Origin of the sequence: Enterobacter sp. BWH52, assembly GCF_001037565.1 — a bacterium.
GTDB lineage: Bacteria > Pseudomonadota > Gammaproteobacteria > Enterobacterales > Enterobacteriaceae > Enterobacter > Enterobacter hormaechei_C.
The window spans coordinates 2,824,675-2,841,112 of sequence record NZ_KQ089854.1 but is presented as its reverse complement, the minus strand read 5'-3'; the positions used below and the strand labels follow the sequence as shown (position 1 = coordinate 2,841,112).

The following is a 16,438-nucleotide window of genomic DNA, read 5'->3' as shown; positions in this document are numbered from 1 at the left end:
GTTACACCTGCGGGAAAATCAGCTCCAGTGCCTGGAGGGAATCTTCCCAGTCGGCGCGTTCAAAAATACCCTGTTGCAGAAATGCCTCCAGCTGCGGCCAGAGGGCAATCGCTTTATCGAGCATCGGGTCGCTGCCTTTGGCGTACGCCCCGACGCTTACCAGATCGCGGTTGCGCTGGAAGCTGGAGAGCAGTTGTTTGAAGTTACGCACGCGGGCGTAGTGTTGCTCGGTGATCAAGGCCGTCATCGCACGGCTGATCGACGCTTCAATATCAATCGCCGGGTAGTGCCCGGCTTCGGCCAGACGGCGCGACAGCACGATATGGCCGTCGAGGATCGCGCGCGCGGAGTCGGCAATCGGGTCCTGCTGGTCATCACCTTCGGTCAGTACCGTATAGAACGCGGTGATGGAGCCGCCGCCGCTGATGCCGTTCCCCGCGCGCTCAACCAACGCCGGGAGCTTGGCGAAGACCGACGGCGGGTAGCCTTTGGTCGCGGGCGGCTCGCCGATGGCCAGCGCAATCTCACGCTGCGCCATCGCGTAGCGGGTCAGGGAGTCCATAATCAGCAGCACGTGCTGGCCCCGGTCGCGGAAATCTTCCGCAATACGCGTGGCGTAGGCGGCACCCTGCATACGCAGCAGCGGCGACACGTCCGCAGGCGCGGCGATCACCACCGAGCGGGCGCGGCCCTCCGTACCCAGAATGTTTTCGATGAAATCTTTGACTTCGCGACCACGCTCACCAATCAGGCCAACGACGATCACGTCAGCCTGGGTATAACGCGCCATCATGCCGAGCAGGACCGATTTACCCACGCCGGAACCGGCAAACAGCCCCATACGCTGGCCGCGTCCCACGGTGAGCAGGGCGTTAATCGGCCGCACGCCGGTATCCAGTACGTGCTCGATTGGCGTGCGTTGCAGCGGGTTGAAGGGTTGGGTGATCAGCGCGCCGGTTTCGGTGGTATCAGGGGAGGGCAGGCCATCGAGCGGTTTGCCGCTTCCGTCCAGGACGCGGCCCAGCAGCGCCGGACCGAGCGGGAGCTGTTTGCCGCTTTGCAGGCCGTCACCGCTAATGTTTTTCGCGTAGACGCGGGCGCCGGGCAAAATCCCTTCCACTTCTTCAAGGGGCATCAGAAACAGGCGCTGACCGTTGAACCCGACCACTTCGCTTTCCACTTCACGCGTCTCCCCCCCGTCCTGCCGCTCAATCACGCAGGTGGCGCCGAGCGGAAGTTGCAGCCCCGTGGCTTCCAGAACCAGACCGGTGGCGCGCGTCAGGCGTCCATAACGACGAACGGATGGCAGCTGCGCCATCTTCGTTTCAAAATTATCAAGCGTGTTAAGCCAGCGCGTAAGGCGAGCGGTCATCAGACGACTCCCGGTGCCGCCAGGCGGCACAGTTCCTGCCAGCGGGTCGCGACGCTGGCATCCAGATCGCCCTCATCCGCCGAGACCTTACAGCCTCCATGATGAAGTGACGGATCGCCGCGCAGCCGCCAGCCGTGCAGGCTCAGCGTCGCGCCGAGGCTCTCTTCCACGCGCTGCAAATCATCAGGATGAACGCGCAGCTGCGGTTTGCCGCTGAACAGCGGCTCCTGCTGGAGCAGCCCTTGGATCTGCTTAATCAGCGCGGCGTTATCCACAACCGGCGTCTGGCCGATTACCTGACGGGCCGCCTCCAGCGCCATCTGCATCAGGCGCGAGGCAATCACGCTGTCGAGCGCATCCAGCGTATGCTGAAACTCGCTCACCAGCTGCTGCATGCGAGCATGTAGCGGCGCCTGCTGCTGGCGCGCCTGCTCGATGCCCTGCTCTAAACCTTTCGCCAGCCCTTCCTGATAACCCTGTGCGTGCCCGGTCTGACGGCCTTCGTTCATCCCTGCATTGAAGCCCTGTTCGTGCGCCTGCATTTGCATCTGGGCCAGCAACTGGGCGCGCTGTTCCTCTTCACTCAGCTCGGGTTCGCCCGCCCCGGCGTCGCCCTCGTCGGACGACACAACGGCAGGGGTGAACTCTGCGCTGGGAGGGGAGAGGTCGTCAGGCGTCCAGCGCTTCCACGACAGTTCATCAGACATAGGTGTCGTCTCCGCTGCCAATCACCATCTCGCCGGTTTCGGCCAGTCGACGAACAATAAGCAGGATCGCTTTCTGTTCGTTTTCCACCTGAGACAGACGTACCGGGCCACGGTTGGCCAGGTCGTCGCGCAGGATATCGGCCGCACGCTGGGACATGTTGCGCAGGAACTTCTCGCGCAGCGGCTGCTCGGCGCCTTTGAGGGCGATAAGCAGCGATTCGGAGTCCACCTCCTGGAGCAGGCGCTGGATGCTGCGGTCGTCCACTTCGACCAGGTTTTCGAACAGGAACATCTCGTCGATAATTTTCTGCGCCAGCTCGCCGTCGAACTCGCGTACCGCCGTAATAACCGCCTCTTCCTGCTGCGTTTTCATCAGGTTGATGATTTCCGCTGCCGTTCTCACGCCGCCCATTTTGCTGCGCTTGAGGTTCTGGCCGTCGAGCAGGTTGTTCAGCACTTCGGTCAGCTCCGCCAGCGCGGCTGGCTGGACGCCGCCGAAGGTGGCGATACGCAGCATCACGTCGTGGCGCAGGCGCTCGTCGAACAGCGCCAGAATATCGGCCGCCTGGCCCCGTTTGAGGTGGACCAGAATGGTGGCGATAATCTGCGGGTGCTCGTCGCGAATAAGATCGGCGGCGCTTTGCGGCTCCATAAAGTTGAGCGTTTCGATCCCACTGGCGGTGTCGCGCGTTTCGAGAATATCTTCCAGCAGGCTGGCGGCGCGCTCTTCGCCCAACGCCTTAACCAGCACGGAGCGCAGGTATTCGTTGGCGTTGACGTTGAGTGCCGCAAACTGTTCTGCTTCCTGCTCAAACTCCGCCAGCACTTCGGTCAGCTGCTTGTTAGAGATCTGGCGCACGTTGGCCATCGCCGCACTGAGGATCTGCACTTCTCTCTGGGAGAGATGTTTAAACACCTCCGCCGCGCGGTCTTCGCCAATGGTCATCAGCAGGATGACGCTCTTATCGGTGCCTGTAAGCGTATTACTCATGTTCGTTACCCATCCAACCGCGGATGACCAGCGCGACGACGCGCGGATCGTTATCTGACATTTCGCGAATGCGCTGGCTCATCACCTCTGCGCCCATGCGCTGGTTAGCACGACGCTGCTGCATCTGTTCATCTTTGCTGAGACGAACTTCAACCGCTTCTTCCTCGTCCGGACGCGCGTTCTTCTGTTCCAGCGCGGCTTTCTCGGCTTCAGCACGACGCTGTAGCTGAGGACGAACGCCCTTACGCCACAGCAGCCACGCGACAATCAGCACCAGCAGCCAGCGGCCTGCGGACATCAGCTGATCGAAGAACGCCTGCTGTTGCCAGAACGGCAGTTCGCCACCGGTCTCATCCACCGGGTTGAACGGTGAGTTCACAACGTTGAGGGTATCGCCACGTTTTTCAGAGAAGCCCATCGCTTCGCGGGTCAAATCTTCGATCTGCTTCATCTGCTCCGCCGTGAGCGGCAGCGGTTTACCATCCGGCAGCGTTTTGTAGTTCACCACCACGGCAACAGAGAGACGCTGAATATCGCCCGTGTTCAGTTTGGTATGGCGGATGGTCCGGTCGACTTCGTAGTTGGTCGTTTCGTTACGGCTGCTGTTACGCGGGCCGGTACTGTTCGCGGTCGAGGTCGTCTGCTGATTCGTTTGCTGACCGTTCTGCGGGTTTGCCGGCGGGGTGGAGATTGGCGCGGCGTTGGCAGGCGCAGGCTGGTTAGAGAGCGCGCCCGGCACACCGCCAGGATACTGGCCGCCGACCTGTTCCGACTCATTGATCTGACGCGAGCGTAACACGGCGCGGGAGGCATCCCCGTTCGGAGCGTACTGCTCTTCGGTCTGTTCTTTATTCGAGAAATCAATCTGCGCGGTGACCTGCGCGTGCACATTGCTGCTGCCGACCACCGGGCCCAGAATCGCTTCGATGCGACGCTGAAGACGGCCTTCCACGTCGGCGGCGTATTTCAGCTGGGCGTCGTTGAGATCGCGCCCGGCGGTGTTGGACTGCGTCAGCAGATGACCAATCTGATCCACCAGCGTGACGTTACCCGGCGGCAGACCGGCCACCGCGCTGGAGACCAGGTGCGTGACGGCGCTGATCTGCCCTTCATCCAGCGCACGGCCAGGTTCGAGGTTAACCGTCACAGAGGCAGAAGGGGACTTTTGTTCGCGGACAAACAGGGACGGCTTAGGCATCGCCAGGTGCACACGGGCACTTTTCACCGGGCCTAAGGTTTCAATCGTACGGGCCAGCTCACCTTCCAGCGCGCGCTGGTAGTTAACCTGCTCGCTGAACTGACTGATGCCGAATTTTTCCTGATCCAGCAGCTCAAACCCAACCGCGCCGCCTTTCGGCAGCCCCTGCTGGGCGAGACGCAGGCGAAGCTCGTGCACTTTATCTGCCGGTACTTCAAGTGCACCGCCGTTATCGGCAAAGCGATACGGGATGTTCATCTGGGTCAACTGGGTGACGATGGCACCGCCATCCTGGTCGGAAAGGTTGCTGTAGAGCGTGCGGTAATCGGGGCTTTTTGCCCATAAGACCATCGCGACAACGATCGCAATGGCGGCAGCGCCTGCCACAATCAACGGGATCTTAGGGTTGGCGCGAAGGCGGTTCATCCACTCGAGTGATTTATTCTGTGGCGCTGTCGATGCTGCTGTCGCACTCATTGCGCACCTCTTAAATCCTGGTGGTTTACGTTATTCGTGTAGAGAAACAAAACTGACTCCCGGGTCGGCAAACACGACAAAAGTTCCATACTGATGGCCCTGCCATTATTTGATGATTCGGGATTTTCTATGCGTCAAATAACCTGGTTTTTTAACGCTATTTACCGCCATTATCTTATTGACAAGCTGTTAGTCTTGACCTCGTAAAAAACCATCCAGGGGAGAGTCATGGCTATACAGGGCATTGAAGGGGTACTCAGTCAGTTACAGGCAACGGCGATGACCGCCCGTAATCAGAGCGTGGCTGACCAGCTGCCGGGCGTCAGTTTCGCCGGTCAACTGCATGCGGCGCTGGACAGGATCAGCGACAAGCAAAACGCGGCCCGTACCCAGGCTGAGAGATTTACCCTTGGCGAACCCGGCGTGGCGCTCAACGATGTGATGGCCGATCTGCAAAAAGCGTCGGTGTCATTGCAGATGGGGTTGCAGGTGCGTAACAAGCTGGTGTCGGCATACCAGGACGTGATGGGGATGCAGGTGTAAACCTTCCAATCTTACGCTGGCAGCCTGATGGCTTTAATGCCACAATATTTTTTTCTTCGCATGCAGGAAAGATGATGAAAAAAGTAGCAATTGTGGCTGCAATGCTGACGTTAGCGGGATGCGTTCAGGTCGAAAACTATCAGGAAGTGGTTAAGCATCCGGCACCTTCGCATCTGGCAGGTTACTGGCAGTCGAAAGGGCCGCAGAGCGCGATGGTGAGCCCGGAGGCGATTGCCACGCTGGTGGTGACGCCAGAGGGTGATACCCTGGATTGCCGTCAGTGGCAGCGCGTTATCGCGGTGCCGGGTAAGATCATGCTGCGTTCAGATGATTATTATAACGTGACCGAAAAACGAGACGTCTATCCGCTCGATCGTGATGGGGCGGCGCTGGAGTATGACGGCATGGAACTGTACAAGGTTGACCGCCCAACGGTGGAATGCGCAGATTACCTGAGCAAGAATCCGCTGGAGAGTAAGCTTCCGTAACTTTTAACCCGAAGCAAAAAACTTGTTTGAGAACGACTGAAGGCTTTCAGCGATGCTCTGGTCCGGCTGTAAATCGCTGAGGCGTTTCCTGTAGGCCGGGGCGAGGCGCAGGGATGCGCCGAGAGGGCGGGCTTTACAGGGATGTTACCTCCGCCCGTCCCCGATAAGCCGGAAGGAATAAGCCGAAGGCACCGCGAAGCGGCGATTTTCCGCCGGAAGCCCGGGTCGCCAGGGTGGTGGCGACTGAGCCACCCTGGCACGTTCACCGGCCATGTCGTGACAGAGTAGCAAGGAACATAACGTGAACGGAATGACCACCAGAGCCGTATGTTCCCCCTCACCCCAGCCCTCTCCCTCAAGGGAGAGGGGGCCGTCTGTGCAGACATTATTTTGTGAGGATGGCGTACGCTTCGGGAGCGGGTCCGCAGACCGCACTGTTCCAGCACTACAGCGCGTCCTCAATCACCCAGACGCTGACGCTTCCCCCGTTACAGAAGAACGTCCCTTCGCCATCCGCCGCCGTGGTCACGGTTTCCTCGCGGTTGCCTAAAAAATCACGCCAGGTCTTATTGCCGTAATTTTCCCCGAGACAGATCGTCTTCTCGCCGTCATCACCATTCGACAGCACCACCACACAGCCCGGGTGCTCCTCAGTCCCGCTGCGGCTGAACGCAATACAGTTTGGATGATCGAAAAACAGCGTCTGCACGCCGTGGGCAAAACGCTGCCGGGCGAGGATAAGCTCGTGGAGTTGTTCAATCACCGGCATATCGATGTGATACGTCTCGCCATCCCCGCCGGTGTCGTCATAGCTGGCACCAAATATATCCGGGTAGAACACGCTCGGCACGCCGTTTTCACGCAGCAGGATGAGCGCGTAGGCCAGCGGTTTGAACCAGGCTTCAACTGGGGCTTCCAGCGCCTGCAAGGGTTGGGTGTCGTGGTTGGCAACCAGCGTCACGGCATGGAACGGATCGGCTTCCACCAGCGTACCGGTGAAAATCTGGCTCATATCGTAGTCGCGTCCCTGGCGTGAGGCTTCGTGAAATTTCATTTGCAGTGGCGCATCAAACAGCATGGTTTTGCCGTCCACCTGATTGATGTAGTGCTGCAATTTATCCACTTCGTGTGACCAGTATTCCGCCACGATAAACAGCGGCTGCGGGGCCACCTCCTGGACGTGCTCAATCCACTCTTTATAGAACCAGGCCGGGATGTGTTTTACCGCGTCAAGGCGGAAGCCGTCGCAGTGGGTTTGCTCCATCACCCAGCGCGCCCAGTATTTGATCTCCTCCGTCACCGCATGGTTGCGAAAATCAATATTTTCACCCATGAGGTAATCGAAATTGCCCATCTCATCGTCGACCTGATCGTTCCAGCCTTCGCCGGTGTAGTCGTTGACGATTTTGAAGATACCGTCCTCATTGGGGTTTTCAATGTGGTCGATACCGCTAAAGCATTTGTAATCCCAAATGAACTGCGAATACTGGCCGGCCCGAGCGGGGAAGGTGTAGCGCGTCCAGGCTTCGCATTCGATGATCTCATCGCTGATTTGGGTGCGATCCTGCGCATCCACGCGCTGCACGCGGACGGGTTCCTTCTCATCGGCCCCCATTTTGTGGTTGACCACCACGTCCAGAAGTACCGCAATCTGGTTGCTTTTTAAGGCGTTGATGGCCTCCAGCAACTGGGCTTTATCGCCGTATTTGGTGGCGACGCTGCCTTTCTGGTCAAACTCACCGAGGTCGAAAAGGTCATAAGAGTCATACCCGACGGAATAGCCGCCGGATGCCCCTTTGTAGGCCGGCGGTAACCAGACCATATTGATGCCGATTTCGTTCAGATTGGGGGCTAATGCCGTGACTTCTCGCCACAGTTCACCGCCGGTGGGGTAGTACCAGTGAAAACATTGTAAAAGTGTTGGGTTGCGCATGCACCATCTCCATGAGGTCGCGAAACTCAAGTATGGAGCAGGTTTGGCAGAAATGCCTGGCGAACGAAACGGTTAACGTTTGCCCGCCAGTTAAATGGCTAATTGATATCGCTATTACTTTGCGGAACCAGGACATGACCGCCCTGGTTACCGTAGGTGGAGAGAACGGTTTTCTGGATGGAGGATTGACCAACCAGCTTCGCCAGCTCATCCATTCTGGCTTGCAGCAACGTTTTTACCTGGCCTTCGTTGTCCAGGATCACCCGCAGCGTCGGGCGAAGCTGCTCCTGAATCTGCGTCGAAGGTTCACTTTCCTGAGTGAGACGAGCCAGTGAGTGCACCGCATTAACATAGTCGGTTTCACAGATGATCAGATCATCCCATAGTCCTTGCCGGGCCAGTCGCAACATCAACTGGCTCTGCTCAAGGAGTTGCTGATAAAGGGCATAAAGTTGCGGTGCGTTACTCATTAGACGGCGTCCTGCATCAGTTGTGGCGTACCGGCAACCTCCTTCCACCCGTCAGCGATATTGCGCAGCAGGTTTTCCACCTCTTCGATGGCGCTGGCGTCGTTATTCACGTTGGCGTGCAGGAGGCGACGTACCATATAGGCATAAAGGGCAATCAGGTTTTGCGTAAGCTCATCCCCGTTATTTTCCACCAGGCCAACCTTCAGCCCGTTTTCGATAATGTTGATGGCTTTTGAGAGCGCCAGCCCTTTTGCCGGGATATTACCGTCTGCCAGGAACAGACGCGCGCGTACCAGCGCGCTGAGGGCTCCATCAAATAGAATGATAACCAGCTGCTGCTGGCTGGCGCTCATCACCGCGCTTTCAACTTCTATCTTTGCGTAGGCTTGCGTGCCTTTTGCGCCGTACATGTTATCCCCCTCGGGTCTGATTAGCGTTTACTACTTGTTGCTGGACGTATTTTCGAACTGCTGCGTCAGGTAGCTGCTGGTGTTGTTCAGCGAGGTCATCAGTACGTCCAGCTGGGTAAACTGGGCTTTGTACTGCGCCACTCTTGCGTCAATACGTTCGCTTACTGAGTTATATTGATCCGTTAATTTGTTCAGCGTTTTGCTGACGCCATCTTTGGCTGCCTGGATAATGCCTTTACTGGAAAGCCAGTCAGTCAGATGGGTGGCCATGGTGGTGGTGATCCCGGTGGTTTTACCGTCACCCACAACCAGATCTTTTACGGCAGACGGGTTCTCCGTCAGCGCTTTTTTCAGCTTGTCGCTGTCCAGCTCCAGCTTACCCGTACTTGGATCTGAAGTAATAACGACCTGAGACAGCGTTTTATAGGCGGTTCCGCCGACGGAGTTGCCCAGCATGGTTTTCAGCTGCGTCTGGATAGTACGCAGCGTACTGTCTCCGAGCAGGGCGCCGTTGCTGGAGTCCTGCGCATCTGTACCCGCATCAACAGCCGTATATTTGGTTAACGATGCAAAGCTGTCCTGAAGGGTGTTGTAGGCATCCACCCAGGCTTTCATCGCCGTTTCCGCTTTCGACGTATCTTTAGCGATCGTCAGCGTCTGGTTACCGGTGGTGACATCGTTCAGGTTCAGGGTGATATCTTCCAGCGCATCGCTGATGGTGTTGCTGCTGTTTTCGATATCGACGTTATTCACCTTCAGCTTCGCGTTCTGCGCGGTGACGCTTTCCGTCATGCCGTTGCTGGCATCGGTGCTGGTGCCGTTGTAACCCATAAAGGATTGCAGGGCGCTGTCGCCGCTCACGCTGATGCTGACCGCGTTGTCCGCCCCGGTTTCGGTGGAGGTGATGGACAGACGATACTGACCATTACCGACGTTAATAATACTGGCGGTCACGCCGGCGTCAGCTTTGTTAATCGCATCGCGAATGCCGGTCAGCGAGGAGTTTGCCGCGCTGATATCGACGGTCACCGGATCTTTACCGTTACCGGCGGTAAAGGTGATCTTGCTGTCAGCCGTGGCAATGGCCGTTTTGGTATCCGGCTGCGCATTTTTGGTCGTCAGGGTTTGCGCCTGCGCCAGCTGCGACACGCTGATGGTGTATTTACCGGCAATCGCGCTGCCGGTAGTGGTGGCGCTGAATGCTGTGGAGCTGCTCGACGTGCTGGTCGCCGTAAACAGGTCGGCTTTATTCAGCGCGGTGTTGGCAGTCTGAAAGGCTTCCAGTGAACTCTTCAACGTGCCGTAAGCGCTCAGCTTGGCGGTATAAGATGACTGTTGTTTGGAAATCGGCGTCAGCTGCTCTTTTTCGGCCTTGGTCAGACTATCCAGAATGTCTGCTAACTTAAGACCCGATCCAATCCCCAATGATGAAATACTTGCCATATTTATTCCTTAATCTATCGACACGTAGAACGAATAGTGGGGTTATCGGCTTTTATGGGGGAAAGTTTACGGTTAATTTCTTTTTTTTAATGGCGGGAATAACGGTAATAGAGAAGAGCTTTTCCGTGGCTAAAAAAATTAACGCGATCCTGAAAAAAAATCTAAAGGTTGGTTTGGACCAGACGATAACACCTTTGACGGCGATGAAGCCGAAGGGTGGAAACCCAAATCTAACCAAACAGATTTGATGAACAACAGGAATCGAAATCATGGCACAAGTCATTAATACCAACAGCCTCTCGCTGATCACTCAGAACAACATCAACAAGAACCAGTCCGCTCTGTCTTCTTCTATCGAGCGTCTGTCTTCTGGTCTGCGTATCAACAGCGCGAAAGATGACGCTGCGGGCCAGGCAATCTCTAACCGCTTCACCTCTAACATCAAAGGTCTGACTCAGGCTGCACGTAACGCTAACGACGGTATCTCTCTGGCGCAGACCACTGAAGGCGCACTGTCTGAAATCAACAACAACCTTCAGCGTGTTCGTGAACTGACCGTTCAGGCAACGACCGGTACTAACTCTGATTCTGACCTGTCTTCAATCCAGGATGAAATTAAATCCCGCCTGGAAGAGATCGACCGTGTTTCCAAGCAGACTCAGTTCAACGGCGTGAATGTGCTGTCTAAAACCGGGGAAATGAAAATTCAGGTTGGTGCGAATGATGGCGAGACTATCTCAATTAACTTAAGAGAAATCAATTCAACTAAACTGGGCCTCAATGACTTCAACGTAACCAGTGGTTTCACAGCGGTTGGAGCAACTTTAACAGGTAAAGATGCTAGTGATGCAGAAGTAAAAGTTGCTAGTGCAGATGTGAAGGATACTGCCGGCAAAGCTGTTGACTTGTATACCTATGAAGATACAAACGGTGATACTCAGTACGCAACTAAGGATGCAGATGGTAACTACACCAAGGCAACCGTTGCATTCACTAAAGGTGATGCCGCTGCTACCCCACCAACTGTAGACACAGCTGTAGTAACTACCACTACTAATGCTGTGAATGATAATTCTGTCACCAAAACAGCTAGCCCTCTGGCAGCATTGGACTCAGCAATCGCGTCAGTAGATGAATTCCGTTCTTCTCTGGGTGCGGTACAGAACCGTCTGAGCTCTGCGGTGACCAACCTGAACAACACCACCACCAACCTGTCTGAAGCGCAGTCCCGTATTCAGGACGCCGACTATGCGACCGAAGTGTCCAACATGTCTAAAGCGCAGATCATCCAGCAGGCCGGTAACTCCGTGCTGTCCAAAGCTAACCAGGTTCCTCCGCAGGTTCTGTCTCTGCTGCAAGGCTAATCACCTGATTAAGCTAAAACCCCGCTTCGGCGGGGTTTTTTCTATCCACGCACAAGCGTAACCCCCCAAATAACCCCTCATTTCACCCACTATTCACCCGATTAAAACCCCTCCAGAATCGGATAATCATGCCGATAACTCAACTAACGCAGGGCTGTTTATCGTGAATTCACTCTATACCGCTGAAGGTGTAATGGATAAACACTCGCTGTGGCAGCGTTATGTTCCGCTGGTGCGTCACGAAGCATTGCGCCTCCAGGTGCGTTTGCCGGCGAGCGTGGAACTGGACGATCTGCTACAGGCGGGCGGTATCGGGTTATTGAATGCAGTTGACCGGTACGACGCTCTGCAAGGAACGGCATTTACGACTTACGCAGTGCAGCGTATTCGTGGTGCGATGCTGGACGAGCTGCGCAGCCGCGACTGGGTGCCGCGCAGCGTTCGCCGCAACGCCCGCGAAGTGGCGCATGCGATGGGGCAGCTGGAACAGGAACTGGGGCGCAACGCGACGGAAACCGAAGTGGCGGAACGTCTGGGCATTCCTGTTGAAGAATATCGTCAGATGTTGCTCGATACCAATAACAGCCAACTCTTCTCTTATGATGAGTGGCGCGAAGAGCATGGCGATAGCATCGAACTGGTGACGGATGAACATCAGCAAGAAAACCCGTTACACCACTTACTGGAAGGGAATTTACGCCAGCGCGTGATGGAAGCGATTGAAGCTTTACCGGAACGTGAGCAACTGGTGTTAACCCTCTATTACCAGGAAGAGCTCAATCTCAAAGAGATTGGCGCCGTGCTGGAGGTGGGCGAGTCACGGGTGAGCCAGCTGCACAGTCAGGCCATTAAACGCCTGCGCACAAAACTGGGTAAGTTATAGGTGAGTCATTCGCCTTGGAAATGCCGCACAACGTATTGACAACCAGGAGTTATCATGACGGTGCAGCAATCTAAAAGACGGCCTTTAAGCCGCTACCTGAAAGACTTTAAACACAGCCAGACGCATTGCGCCCACTGTAAAAAATTACTCGACCGCATCACGCTGGTTCGTCGCGGTGAAATCGTGAATAAGATTGCGATTTCCCGCCTCGATACGCTGATGGATGAAGCCGCCTGGCTTGAAGAGCAAAAAGAGTGGGTAGCGCTTTGCCGTTTCTGTGGCGATCTCCATTGCAAAGAGCAAAGCGACTTCTTCGATATTATCGGCTTCAAGCAGTTCCTGTTTGAACAAACCGAGATGAGTCACGGCACCGTGCGTGAATACGTGGTTCGCCTGCGCCGCCTGGGTCAGCATTTGACCATGCAAAATATCTCCCGCGATCTGCTGACGACCGGATACCTGGATGAAAACCTGGAGCCCTGGCTGCCCGCCACCAGTACCAACAATTACCGCATCGCGCTGCGAAAGTATGCACAATATAAAGTCCAGATGCCGGGCGTCATAAAGCAGAAAGTCCGCGCCGGAACAACTTCTGATATATATTAAAAAAGAATAAGATGTAGCGCAGCCGCCTTTGACGTTGCAGGCGATTTCTCTACACTACTCAAAAATTCCACTGTATCGGAGTACTTATGAAATTAGCACTTCTGGGTCGTCAGGCGCTGATGGGGATGATGGCCGTTGCGCTGGTCGCGGGGATGAGCGTGAAAACGTTCGCGGCAGAGAATCTGCTCAACAAAGTTAAAGAGCGCGGCACGCTGCTGGTTGGGCTGGAAGGAACCTATCCTCCGTTCAGCTTCCAGGGTGACGACGGTAAACTGACCGGTTTTGAAGTGGAGTTTGCGCAGGAGCTGGCAAAACACCTCGGCGTTAAAGCCTCCCTGAAACCCACCAAATGGGATGGGATGCTGGCGTCACTGGATTCCAAACGTATTGACGTGGTGATTAACCAGGTAACCATTTCTGACGAACGTAAGAAGAAGTATGACTTCTCCACGCCGTACACCGTGTCCGGTATTCAGGCGCTGGTGAAGAAAGGTAACGAAGGCAGCATCAAGTCCGCAGCGGATCTGAAAGGTAAGAAAGTCGGCGTCGGTCTGGGCACCAACTACGAAGAGTGGCTGCGCCAGAACGTGCAGGGCGTGGACATCCGTACCTACGATGATGACCCGACGAAATACCAGGATCTGCGCGTAGGCCGTATCGACGCCATTCTGGTTGACCGCCTGGCAGCGCTGGATCTGGTGAAGAAAACCAACAATTCCCTGGCTGTCGCGGGTGATGCGTTCTCCCGTCAGGAGTCCGGCGTGGCGGTGCGTAAGGGTAACGAGGATCTGCTGAAAGCCATCGATGGCGCCATTGCTGAGATGCAGAAAGACGGTAGCCTGAAGGCGCTTTCTGAGAAGTGGTTCGGCGCAGACGTGACGAAATAAGTCTCTGACTGACAAAAAAAGGCGCTTTTAAAAGCGCCTTTTTTATTTCTCGCGCGTCTGCGTGCATAATGAAATAACAATTGTTTGCGTGACCGGAGGAACCATGTCACTACAGAATTTAACGCGCTTTCCCCGTCTGGAATTTATCGGCGCACCCACGCCGCTGGAGTTTCTCCCGAGATTTTCTGACTATCTGGGGCGCGATATTTTCATTAAGCGTGACGATGTGACGCCCATGGCGATGGGCGGGAATAAGCTGCGCAAGCTGGAATTTCTCGCCGCCGATGCCCTGCGCGAGGGGGCGGATACGCTGATCACCGCCGGGGCAATTCAGTCTAACCACGTTCGCCAGACGGCGGCAGTGGCGGCGAAGCTGGGGCTCCACTGCGTAGCCCTGCTGGAGAACCCGATCGGGACGCAGGCAGAGAATTACCTGACTAACGGTAACCGTCTGCTGCTGGATCTGTTCAACGTGCAGGTTGAAATGGTCGACGCGTTGACCGACCCGGCAGCACAGCTCGACGAGCTGGCGACGCGTCTGGAAGCGCAGGGTTTTCGTCCGTACGTGATCCCGGTTGGCGGCTCGAATGCGCTGGGTGCCCTCGGCTATGTTGAGAGCGCGCTGGAAATCGCTCAGCAGTGCGAAGGCGCGGTAAGTTTATCCTCGGTGGTGGTGGCGTCCGGCAGTGCGGGGACCCATGCCGGTTTAGCGGTCGGGCTTGAGCAGCTGATGCCGGAGGTCGAGCTGATTGGCGTGACGGTTTCCAGAAGCGTTGCGGACCAAAAGCCGAAAGTCGTCACCCTGCAACAGGCGGTGGCTGAACAGCTTGCGCTTCAGGCGAAGGCGGAAATATTGCTGTGGGATGACTATTTCGCGCCGGGCTATGGCACCCCCAATGATGAAGGGATGGAGGCCGTTAAGCTGCTGGCCCGTCTCGAAGGTATTCTGCTTGACCCGGTCTATACCGGTAAGGCAATGGCGGGCCTGATCGACGGCATCGCCCGGAAGCGCTTTAAGGATGAAGGACCTATTTTGTTTGTTCATACTGGCGGAGCGCCTGCGCTGTTTGCCTATCATCCTCATGTCTAAAAATCAGGTAGAAAAATAATAATGCAAGAAAGTATTCAACTGGTTATTGATTCGCTGCCGTTCTTGCTTAAAGGCGCGGTGTTTACTTTACAGCTCAGTATCGGCGGGATGTTCTTCGGGCTGGTGCTCGGGTTTGTGCTGGCACTGATGCGCATGTCCAACATCTGGCCGGTGCGGTGGCTGGCGCGGTTTTACATCTCCGTGTTCCGCGGAACGCCGCTTATCGCTCAGCTGTTTATGATTTACTACGGGCTGCCACAGTTCGGTATCGAGCTGGATCCGATCCCGGCGGCGATGATTGGCCTGTCGCTGAATACGGCGGCGTACACCTCTGAAACGCTGCGTGCGGCGATCTCCTCCATCGATGAAGGGCAGTGGGAAGCGGCGGCCAGTATCGGGATGACCCCGTGGCAGACGCTGCGCCGGGCGATCCTGCCCCAGGCGGCGCGCGTGGCGCTGCCGCCGCTGAGCAACAGCTTTATCAGCCTGGTGAAAGACACCTCCCTTGCGGCGACCATTCAGGTGCCGGAGCTGTTCCGTCAGGCGCAGCTGATCACCTCGCGTACGCTGGAAGTGTTTACTATGTATCTGGCGGCCTCGCTGATTTACTGGGTGATGGCGACGGTGCTGTCCGCTCTGCAAAACTATTTTGAAAACCAGCTTAACCGCCAGGAGCGTGATCCAAAATGAGTGCAATTGACGTCAAAAACCTGGTGAAAAAATTCCACGGGCAAACGGTGCTGCATGGCATTGATCTTGAGGTTGAGCAGGGCGAAGTGGTGGCAATTATCGGCCCGAGCGGGTCAGGCAAAACCACGCTGCTGCGCAGCATCAATTTACTGGAGCAGCCCGAAGGCGGGACGATCCGCGTGGGTGATATCACCATTGATACCGGGAAACCTATCAGCCAGCAAAAAGGGCTGATTCGCCGCCTGCGCCAGCATGTCGGCTTCGTGTTCCAGAGCTTTAATCTCTTCCCGCACCGCACGGTGCTGGAAAACATTATTGAAGGGCCGGTCATCGTCAAGGGGGAACCTAAGGAAGACGCCACGGTCCGCGCCCGCGAGCTGCTGGCGAAGGTTGGCCTGGCAGGGAAGGAGACGAGCTATCCGCGTCGCTTATCTGGCGGGCAGCAGCAGCGTGTCGCTATTGCACGCGCGCTGGCGATGCGCCCTGATGTGATCCTGTTTGACGAACCCACATCCGCGCTCGATCCTGAGCTGGTCGGGGAAGTGCTGAACACCATCCGACAGCTGGCGCAGGAGAAACGCACGATGGTGATTGTGACGCATGAAATGAGCTTCGCCCGCGACGTTGCCGATCGGGCTATTTTCATGGATCAGGGGAGAATAGTTGAGCAGGGGCCAGCTAAAGCGCTGTTTGCCAATCCGCAGCAGCCCCGTACCCGTCAGTTCCTTGAAAAATTCTTGATGCAGTAGCATTTTAGCGTTCAATTTGCTCCAGATGCCGCTTCTGGAGCAAATAATCCTCCCTTAAACTCCGTTCTGTTGCTTTTTTATTCCGCCTGAAGTGGATAAGCCATCGCCAAATTAAAGATAATCTGCCTGTGGCCGAT

17 protein-coding genes are annotated in these 16,438 nt (G+C 56.2%); 9 read left to right on the top strand and 8 right to left on the bottom strand.

The features are described from left to right. Position 1: 1 nt before the first annotated feature. From fliI to fliF, 4 genes are read right to left on the bottom strand one after another with little or no spacing between them, the layout of a single operon-like run. Complete coding sequence (gene fliI, locus SK47_RS13515) at positions 2–1,372, bottom strand: flagellar protein export ATPase FliI (protein WP_045330340.1); 1,371 nt, start codon at positions 1,370–1,372, stop codon at positions 2–4. After that, positions 1,372–2,079 (bottom strand): flagellar assembly protein FliH, encoded by a 708-nt coding sequence (gene fliH / locus SK47_RS13510; protein ID WP_045330338.1) that lies wholly within the window; start codon positions 2,077–2,079, stop codon positions 1,372–1,374. The genes fliI and fliH overlap by 1 nt, the downstream gene beginning before the upstream one ends. Next, positions 2,072–3,070 carry a flagellar motor switch protein FliG gene (gene fliG, locus SK47_RS13505; protein ID WP_003859608.1) on the bottom strand — a complete coding sequence of 333 codons (999 nt, stop codon included), beginning with the start codon at positions 3,068–3,070 and terminating at the stop codon, positions 2,072–2,074. The genes fliH and fliG overlap by 8 nt, the downstream gene beginning before the upstream one ends. Continuing rightward, positions 3,063–4,745, bottom strand: a complete 1,683-nt coding sequence (fliF, locus tag SK47_RS13500) for a flagellar basal-body MS-ring/collar protein FliF (protein ID WP_048244484.1) — start codon at positions 4,743–4,745, stop codon at positions 3,063–3,065. The genes fliG and fliF overlap by 8 nt, the downstream gene beginning before the upstream one ends. A 228-nt stretch (positions 4,746–4,973) precedes the next feature. On the opposite strand from fliF, the gene fliE reads away from it, so the two are divergent. Together fliE and yedD are read left to right on the top strand one after the other, a co-directional pair. Continuing rightward, positions 4,974–5,288 carry a flagellar hook-basal body complex protein FliE gene (gene fliE, locus SK47_RS13495; protein ID WP_048244482.1) on the top strand — a complete coding sequence of 105 codons (315 nt, stop codon included), beginning with the start codon at positions 4,974–4,976 and terminating at the stop codon, positions 5,286–5,288. Positions 5,289–5,362: 74 nt separating this feature from the next. After that, entirely contained in the window at positions 5,363–5,776 is a 414-nt protein-coding gene (gene yedD / locus SK47_RS13490; protein ID WP_022648547.1) for a lipoprotein YedD, read from the top strand. A gap of 445 nt (positions 5,777–6,221) precedes the next feature. Here the strand turns inward: yedD and amyA are convergent, their stop codons facing one another. From amyA to fliD, 4 genes are all read right to left on the bottom strand, one after another. Then, positions 6,222–7,709: an alpha-amylase gene (gene amyA, locus SK47_RS13485; protein WP_048244480.1), complete on the bottom strand. Its 1,488-nt coding sequence runs from the start codon at positions 7,707–7,709 to the stop codon at positions 6,222–6,224. Between the two features lie 98 nt (positions 7,710–7,807). Next, entirely contained in the window at positions 7,808–8,179 is a 372-nt protein-coding gene (gene fliT, locus SK47_RS13480; protein ID WP_003859615.1) for a flagella biosynthesis regulatory protein FliT, read from the bottom strand. Next, on the bottom strand, positions 8,179–8,589 hold the full coding sequence (gene fliS, locus SK47_RS13475; protein WP_048244478.1) for a flagellar export chaperone FliS: 411 nt from the start codon (positions 8,587–8,589) through the stop codon (positions 8,179–8,181). Before fliS ends, fliT begins: the two co-directional genes overlap by 1 nt. A gap of 30 nt (positions 8,590–8,619) precedes the next feature. Then, positions 8,620–10,032, bottom strand: coding sequence for a flagellar filament capping protein FliD (gene fliD, locus SK47_RS13470; RefSeq protein WP_048244476.1), 1,413 nt, complete (start codon positions 10,030–10,032; stop codon positions 8,620–8,622). 269 nt (positions 10,033–10,301) lie between these two features. Between fliD and SK47_RS13465 the strand changes: the two genes are divergently transcribed. The 7 genes from SK47_RS13465 to tcyN all read left to right on the top strand — a co-directional run bounded on the left by SK47_RS13465 (position 10,302) and on the right by tcyN (position 16,301). Further along, a complete protein-coding gene (locus tag SK47_RS13465; RefSeq protein ID WP_048244475.1) occupies positions 10,302–11,396 on the top strand; it encodes a FliC/FljB family flagellin in 1,095 nt (364 codons plus the stop codon). 163 nt (positions 11,397–11,559) lie between these two features. Beyond that, positions 11,560–12,279: an RNA polymerase sigma factor FliA gene (locus tag SK47_RS13460; RefSeq protein ID WP_003859623.1), complete on the top strand. Its 720-nt coding sequence runs from the start codon at positions 11,560–11,562 to the stop codon at positions 12,277–12,279. Between the two features lie 54 nt (positions 12,280–12,333). Then, complete coding sequence (gene fliZ / locus SK47_RS13455) at positions 12,334–12,885, top strand: flagella biosynthesis regulatory protein FliZ (RefSeq protein WP_015570235.1); 552 nt, start codon at positions 12,334–12,336, stop codon at positions 12,883–12,885. A gap of 86 nt (positions 12,886–12,971) precedes the next feature. Next, complete coding sequence (tcyJ, locus tag SK47_RS13450) at positions 12,972–13,772, top strand: cystine ABC transporter substrate-binding protein (RefSeq protein ID WP_032665904.1); 801 nt, start codon at positions 12,972–12,974, stop codon at positions 13,770–13,772. Between the two features lie 103 nt (positions 13,773–13,875). Continuing rightward, positions 13,876–14,862 (top strand): D-cysteine desulfhydrase, encoded by a 987-nt coding sequence (dcyD, locus tag SK47_RS13445; RefSeq protein WP_003859630.1) that lies wholly within the window; start codon positions 13,876–13,878, stop codon positions 14,860–14,862. A 21-nt stretch (positions 14,863–14,883) separates the two neighbouring features. Continuing rightward, the gene (tcyL, locus tag SK47_RS13440) at positions 14,884–15,552 is read left to right on the top strand and encodes a cystine ABC transporter permease (RefSeq protein WP_048244473.1); all 669 of its coding nucleotides are present in this window, start codon (positions 14,884–14,886) and stop codon (positions 15,550–15,552) included. Next, positions 15,549–16,301 carry an L-cystine ABC transporter ATP-binding protein TcyN gene (tcyN, locus tag SK47_RS13435; protein WP_003859634.1) on the top strand — a complete coding sequence of 251 codons (753 nt, stop codon included), beginning with the start codon at positions 15,549–15,551 and terminating at the stop codon, positions 16,299–16,301. Before tcyL ends, tcyN begins: the two co-directional genes overlap by 4 nt. Positions 16,302–16,438 lie beyond the last annotated feature (137 nt).

What these genes read in the sequence shown, in the direction of transcription:
- fliF (WP_048244484.1), bottom strand. Translation starts at nt 4,745, where the DNA reads ATGAGTGCGACAGCAGCATCGACAGCGCCACAGAATAAATCACTCGAG.
- fliZ (WP_015570235.1), top strand. Translation starts at nt 12,334, where the DNA reads ATGACGGTGCAGCAATCTAAAAGACGGCCTTTAAGCCGCTACCTGAAA.
- yedD (WP_022648547.1), top strand. Translation starts at nt 5,363, where the DNA reads ATGAAAAAAGTAGCAATTGTGGCTGCAATGCTGACGTTAGCGGGATGC.
- tcyN (WP_003859634.1), top strand. Translation starts at nt 15,549, where the DNA reads ATGAGTGCAATTGACGTCAAAAACCTGGTGAAAAAATTCCACGGGCAA.
- tcyJ (WP_032665904.1), top strand. Translation starts at nt 12,972, where the DNA reads ATGAAATTAGCACTTCTGGGTCGTCAGGCGCTGATGGGGATGATGGCC.
- SK47_RS13465 (WP_048244475.1), top strand. Translation starts at nt 10,302, where the DNA reads ATGGCACAAGTCATTAATACCAACAGCCTCTCGCTGATCACTCAGAAC.
- fliS (WP_048244478.1), bottom strand. Translation starts at nt 8,589, where the DNA reads ATGTACGGCGCAAAAGGCACGCAAGCCTACGCAAAGATAGAAGTTGAA.
- tcyL (WP_048244473.1), top strand. Translation starts at nt 14,884, where the DNA reads ATGCAAGAAAGTATTCAACTGGTTATTGATTCGCTGCCGTTCTTGCTT.
- fliT (WP_003859615.1), bottom strand. Translation starts at nt 8,179, where the DNA reads ATGAGTAACGCACCGCAACTTTATGCCCTTTATCAGCAACTCCTTGAG.
- fliD (WP_048244476.1), bottom strand. Translation starts at nt 10,032, where the DNA reads ATGGCAAGTATTTCATCATTGGGGATTGGATCGGGTCTTAAGTTAGCA.
- fliI (WP_045330340.1), bottom strand. Translation starts at nt 1,372, where the DNA reads ATGACCGCTCGCCTTACGCGCTGGCTTAACACGCTTGATAATTTTGAA.
- fliH (WP_045330338.1), bottom strand. Translation starts at nt 2,079, where the DNA reads ATGTCTGATGAACTGTCGTGGAAGCGCTGGACGCCTGACGACCTCTCC.
- fliE (WP_048244482.1), top strand. Translation starts at nt 4,974, where the DNA reads ATGGCTATACAGGGCATTGAAGGGGTACTCAGTCAGTTACAGGCAACG.
- dcyD (WP_003859630.1), top strand. Translation starts at nt 13,876, where the DNA reads ATGTCACTACAGAATTTAACGCGCTTTCCCCGTCTGGAATTTATCGGC.
- amyA (WP_048244480.1), bottom strand. Translation starts at nt 7,709, where the DNA reads ATGCGCAACCCAACACTTTTACAATGTTTTCACTGGTACTACCCCACC.
- fliG (WP_003859608.1), bottom strand. Translation starts at nt 3,070, where the DNA reads ATGAGTAATACGCTTACAGGCACCGATAAGAGCGTCATCCTGCTGATG.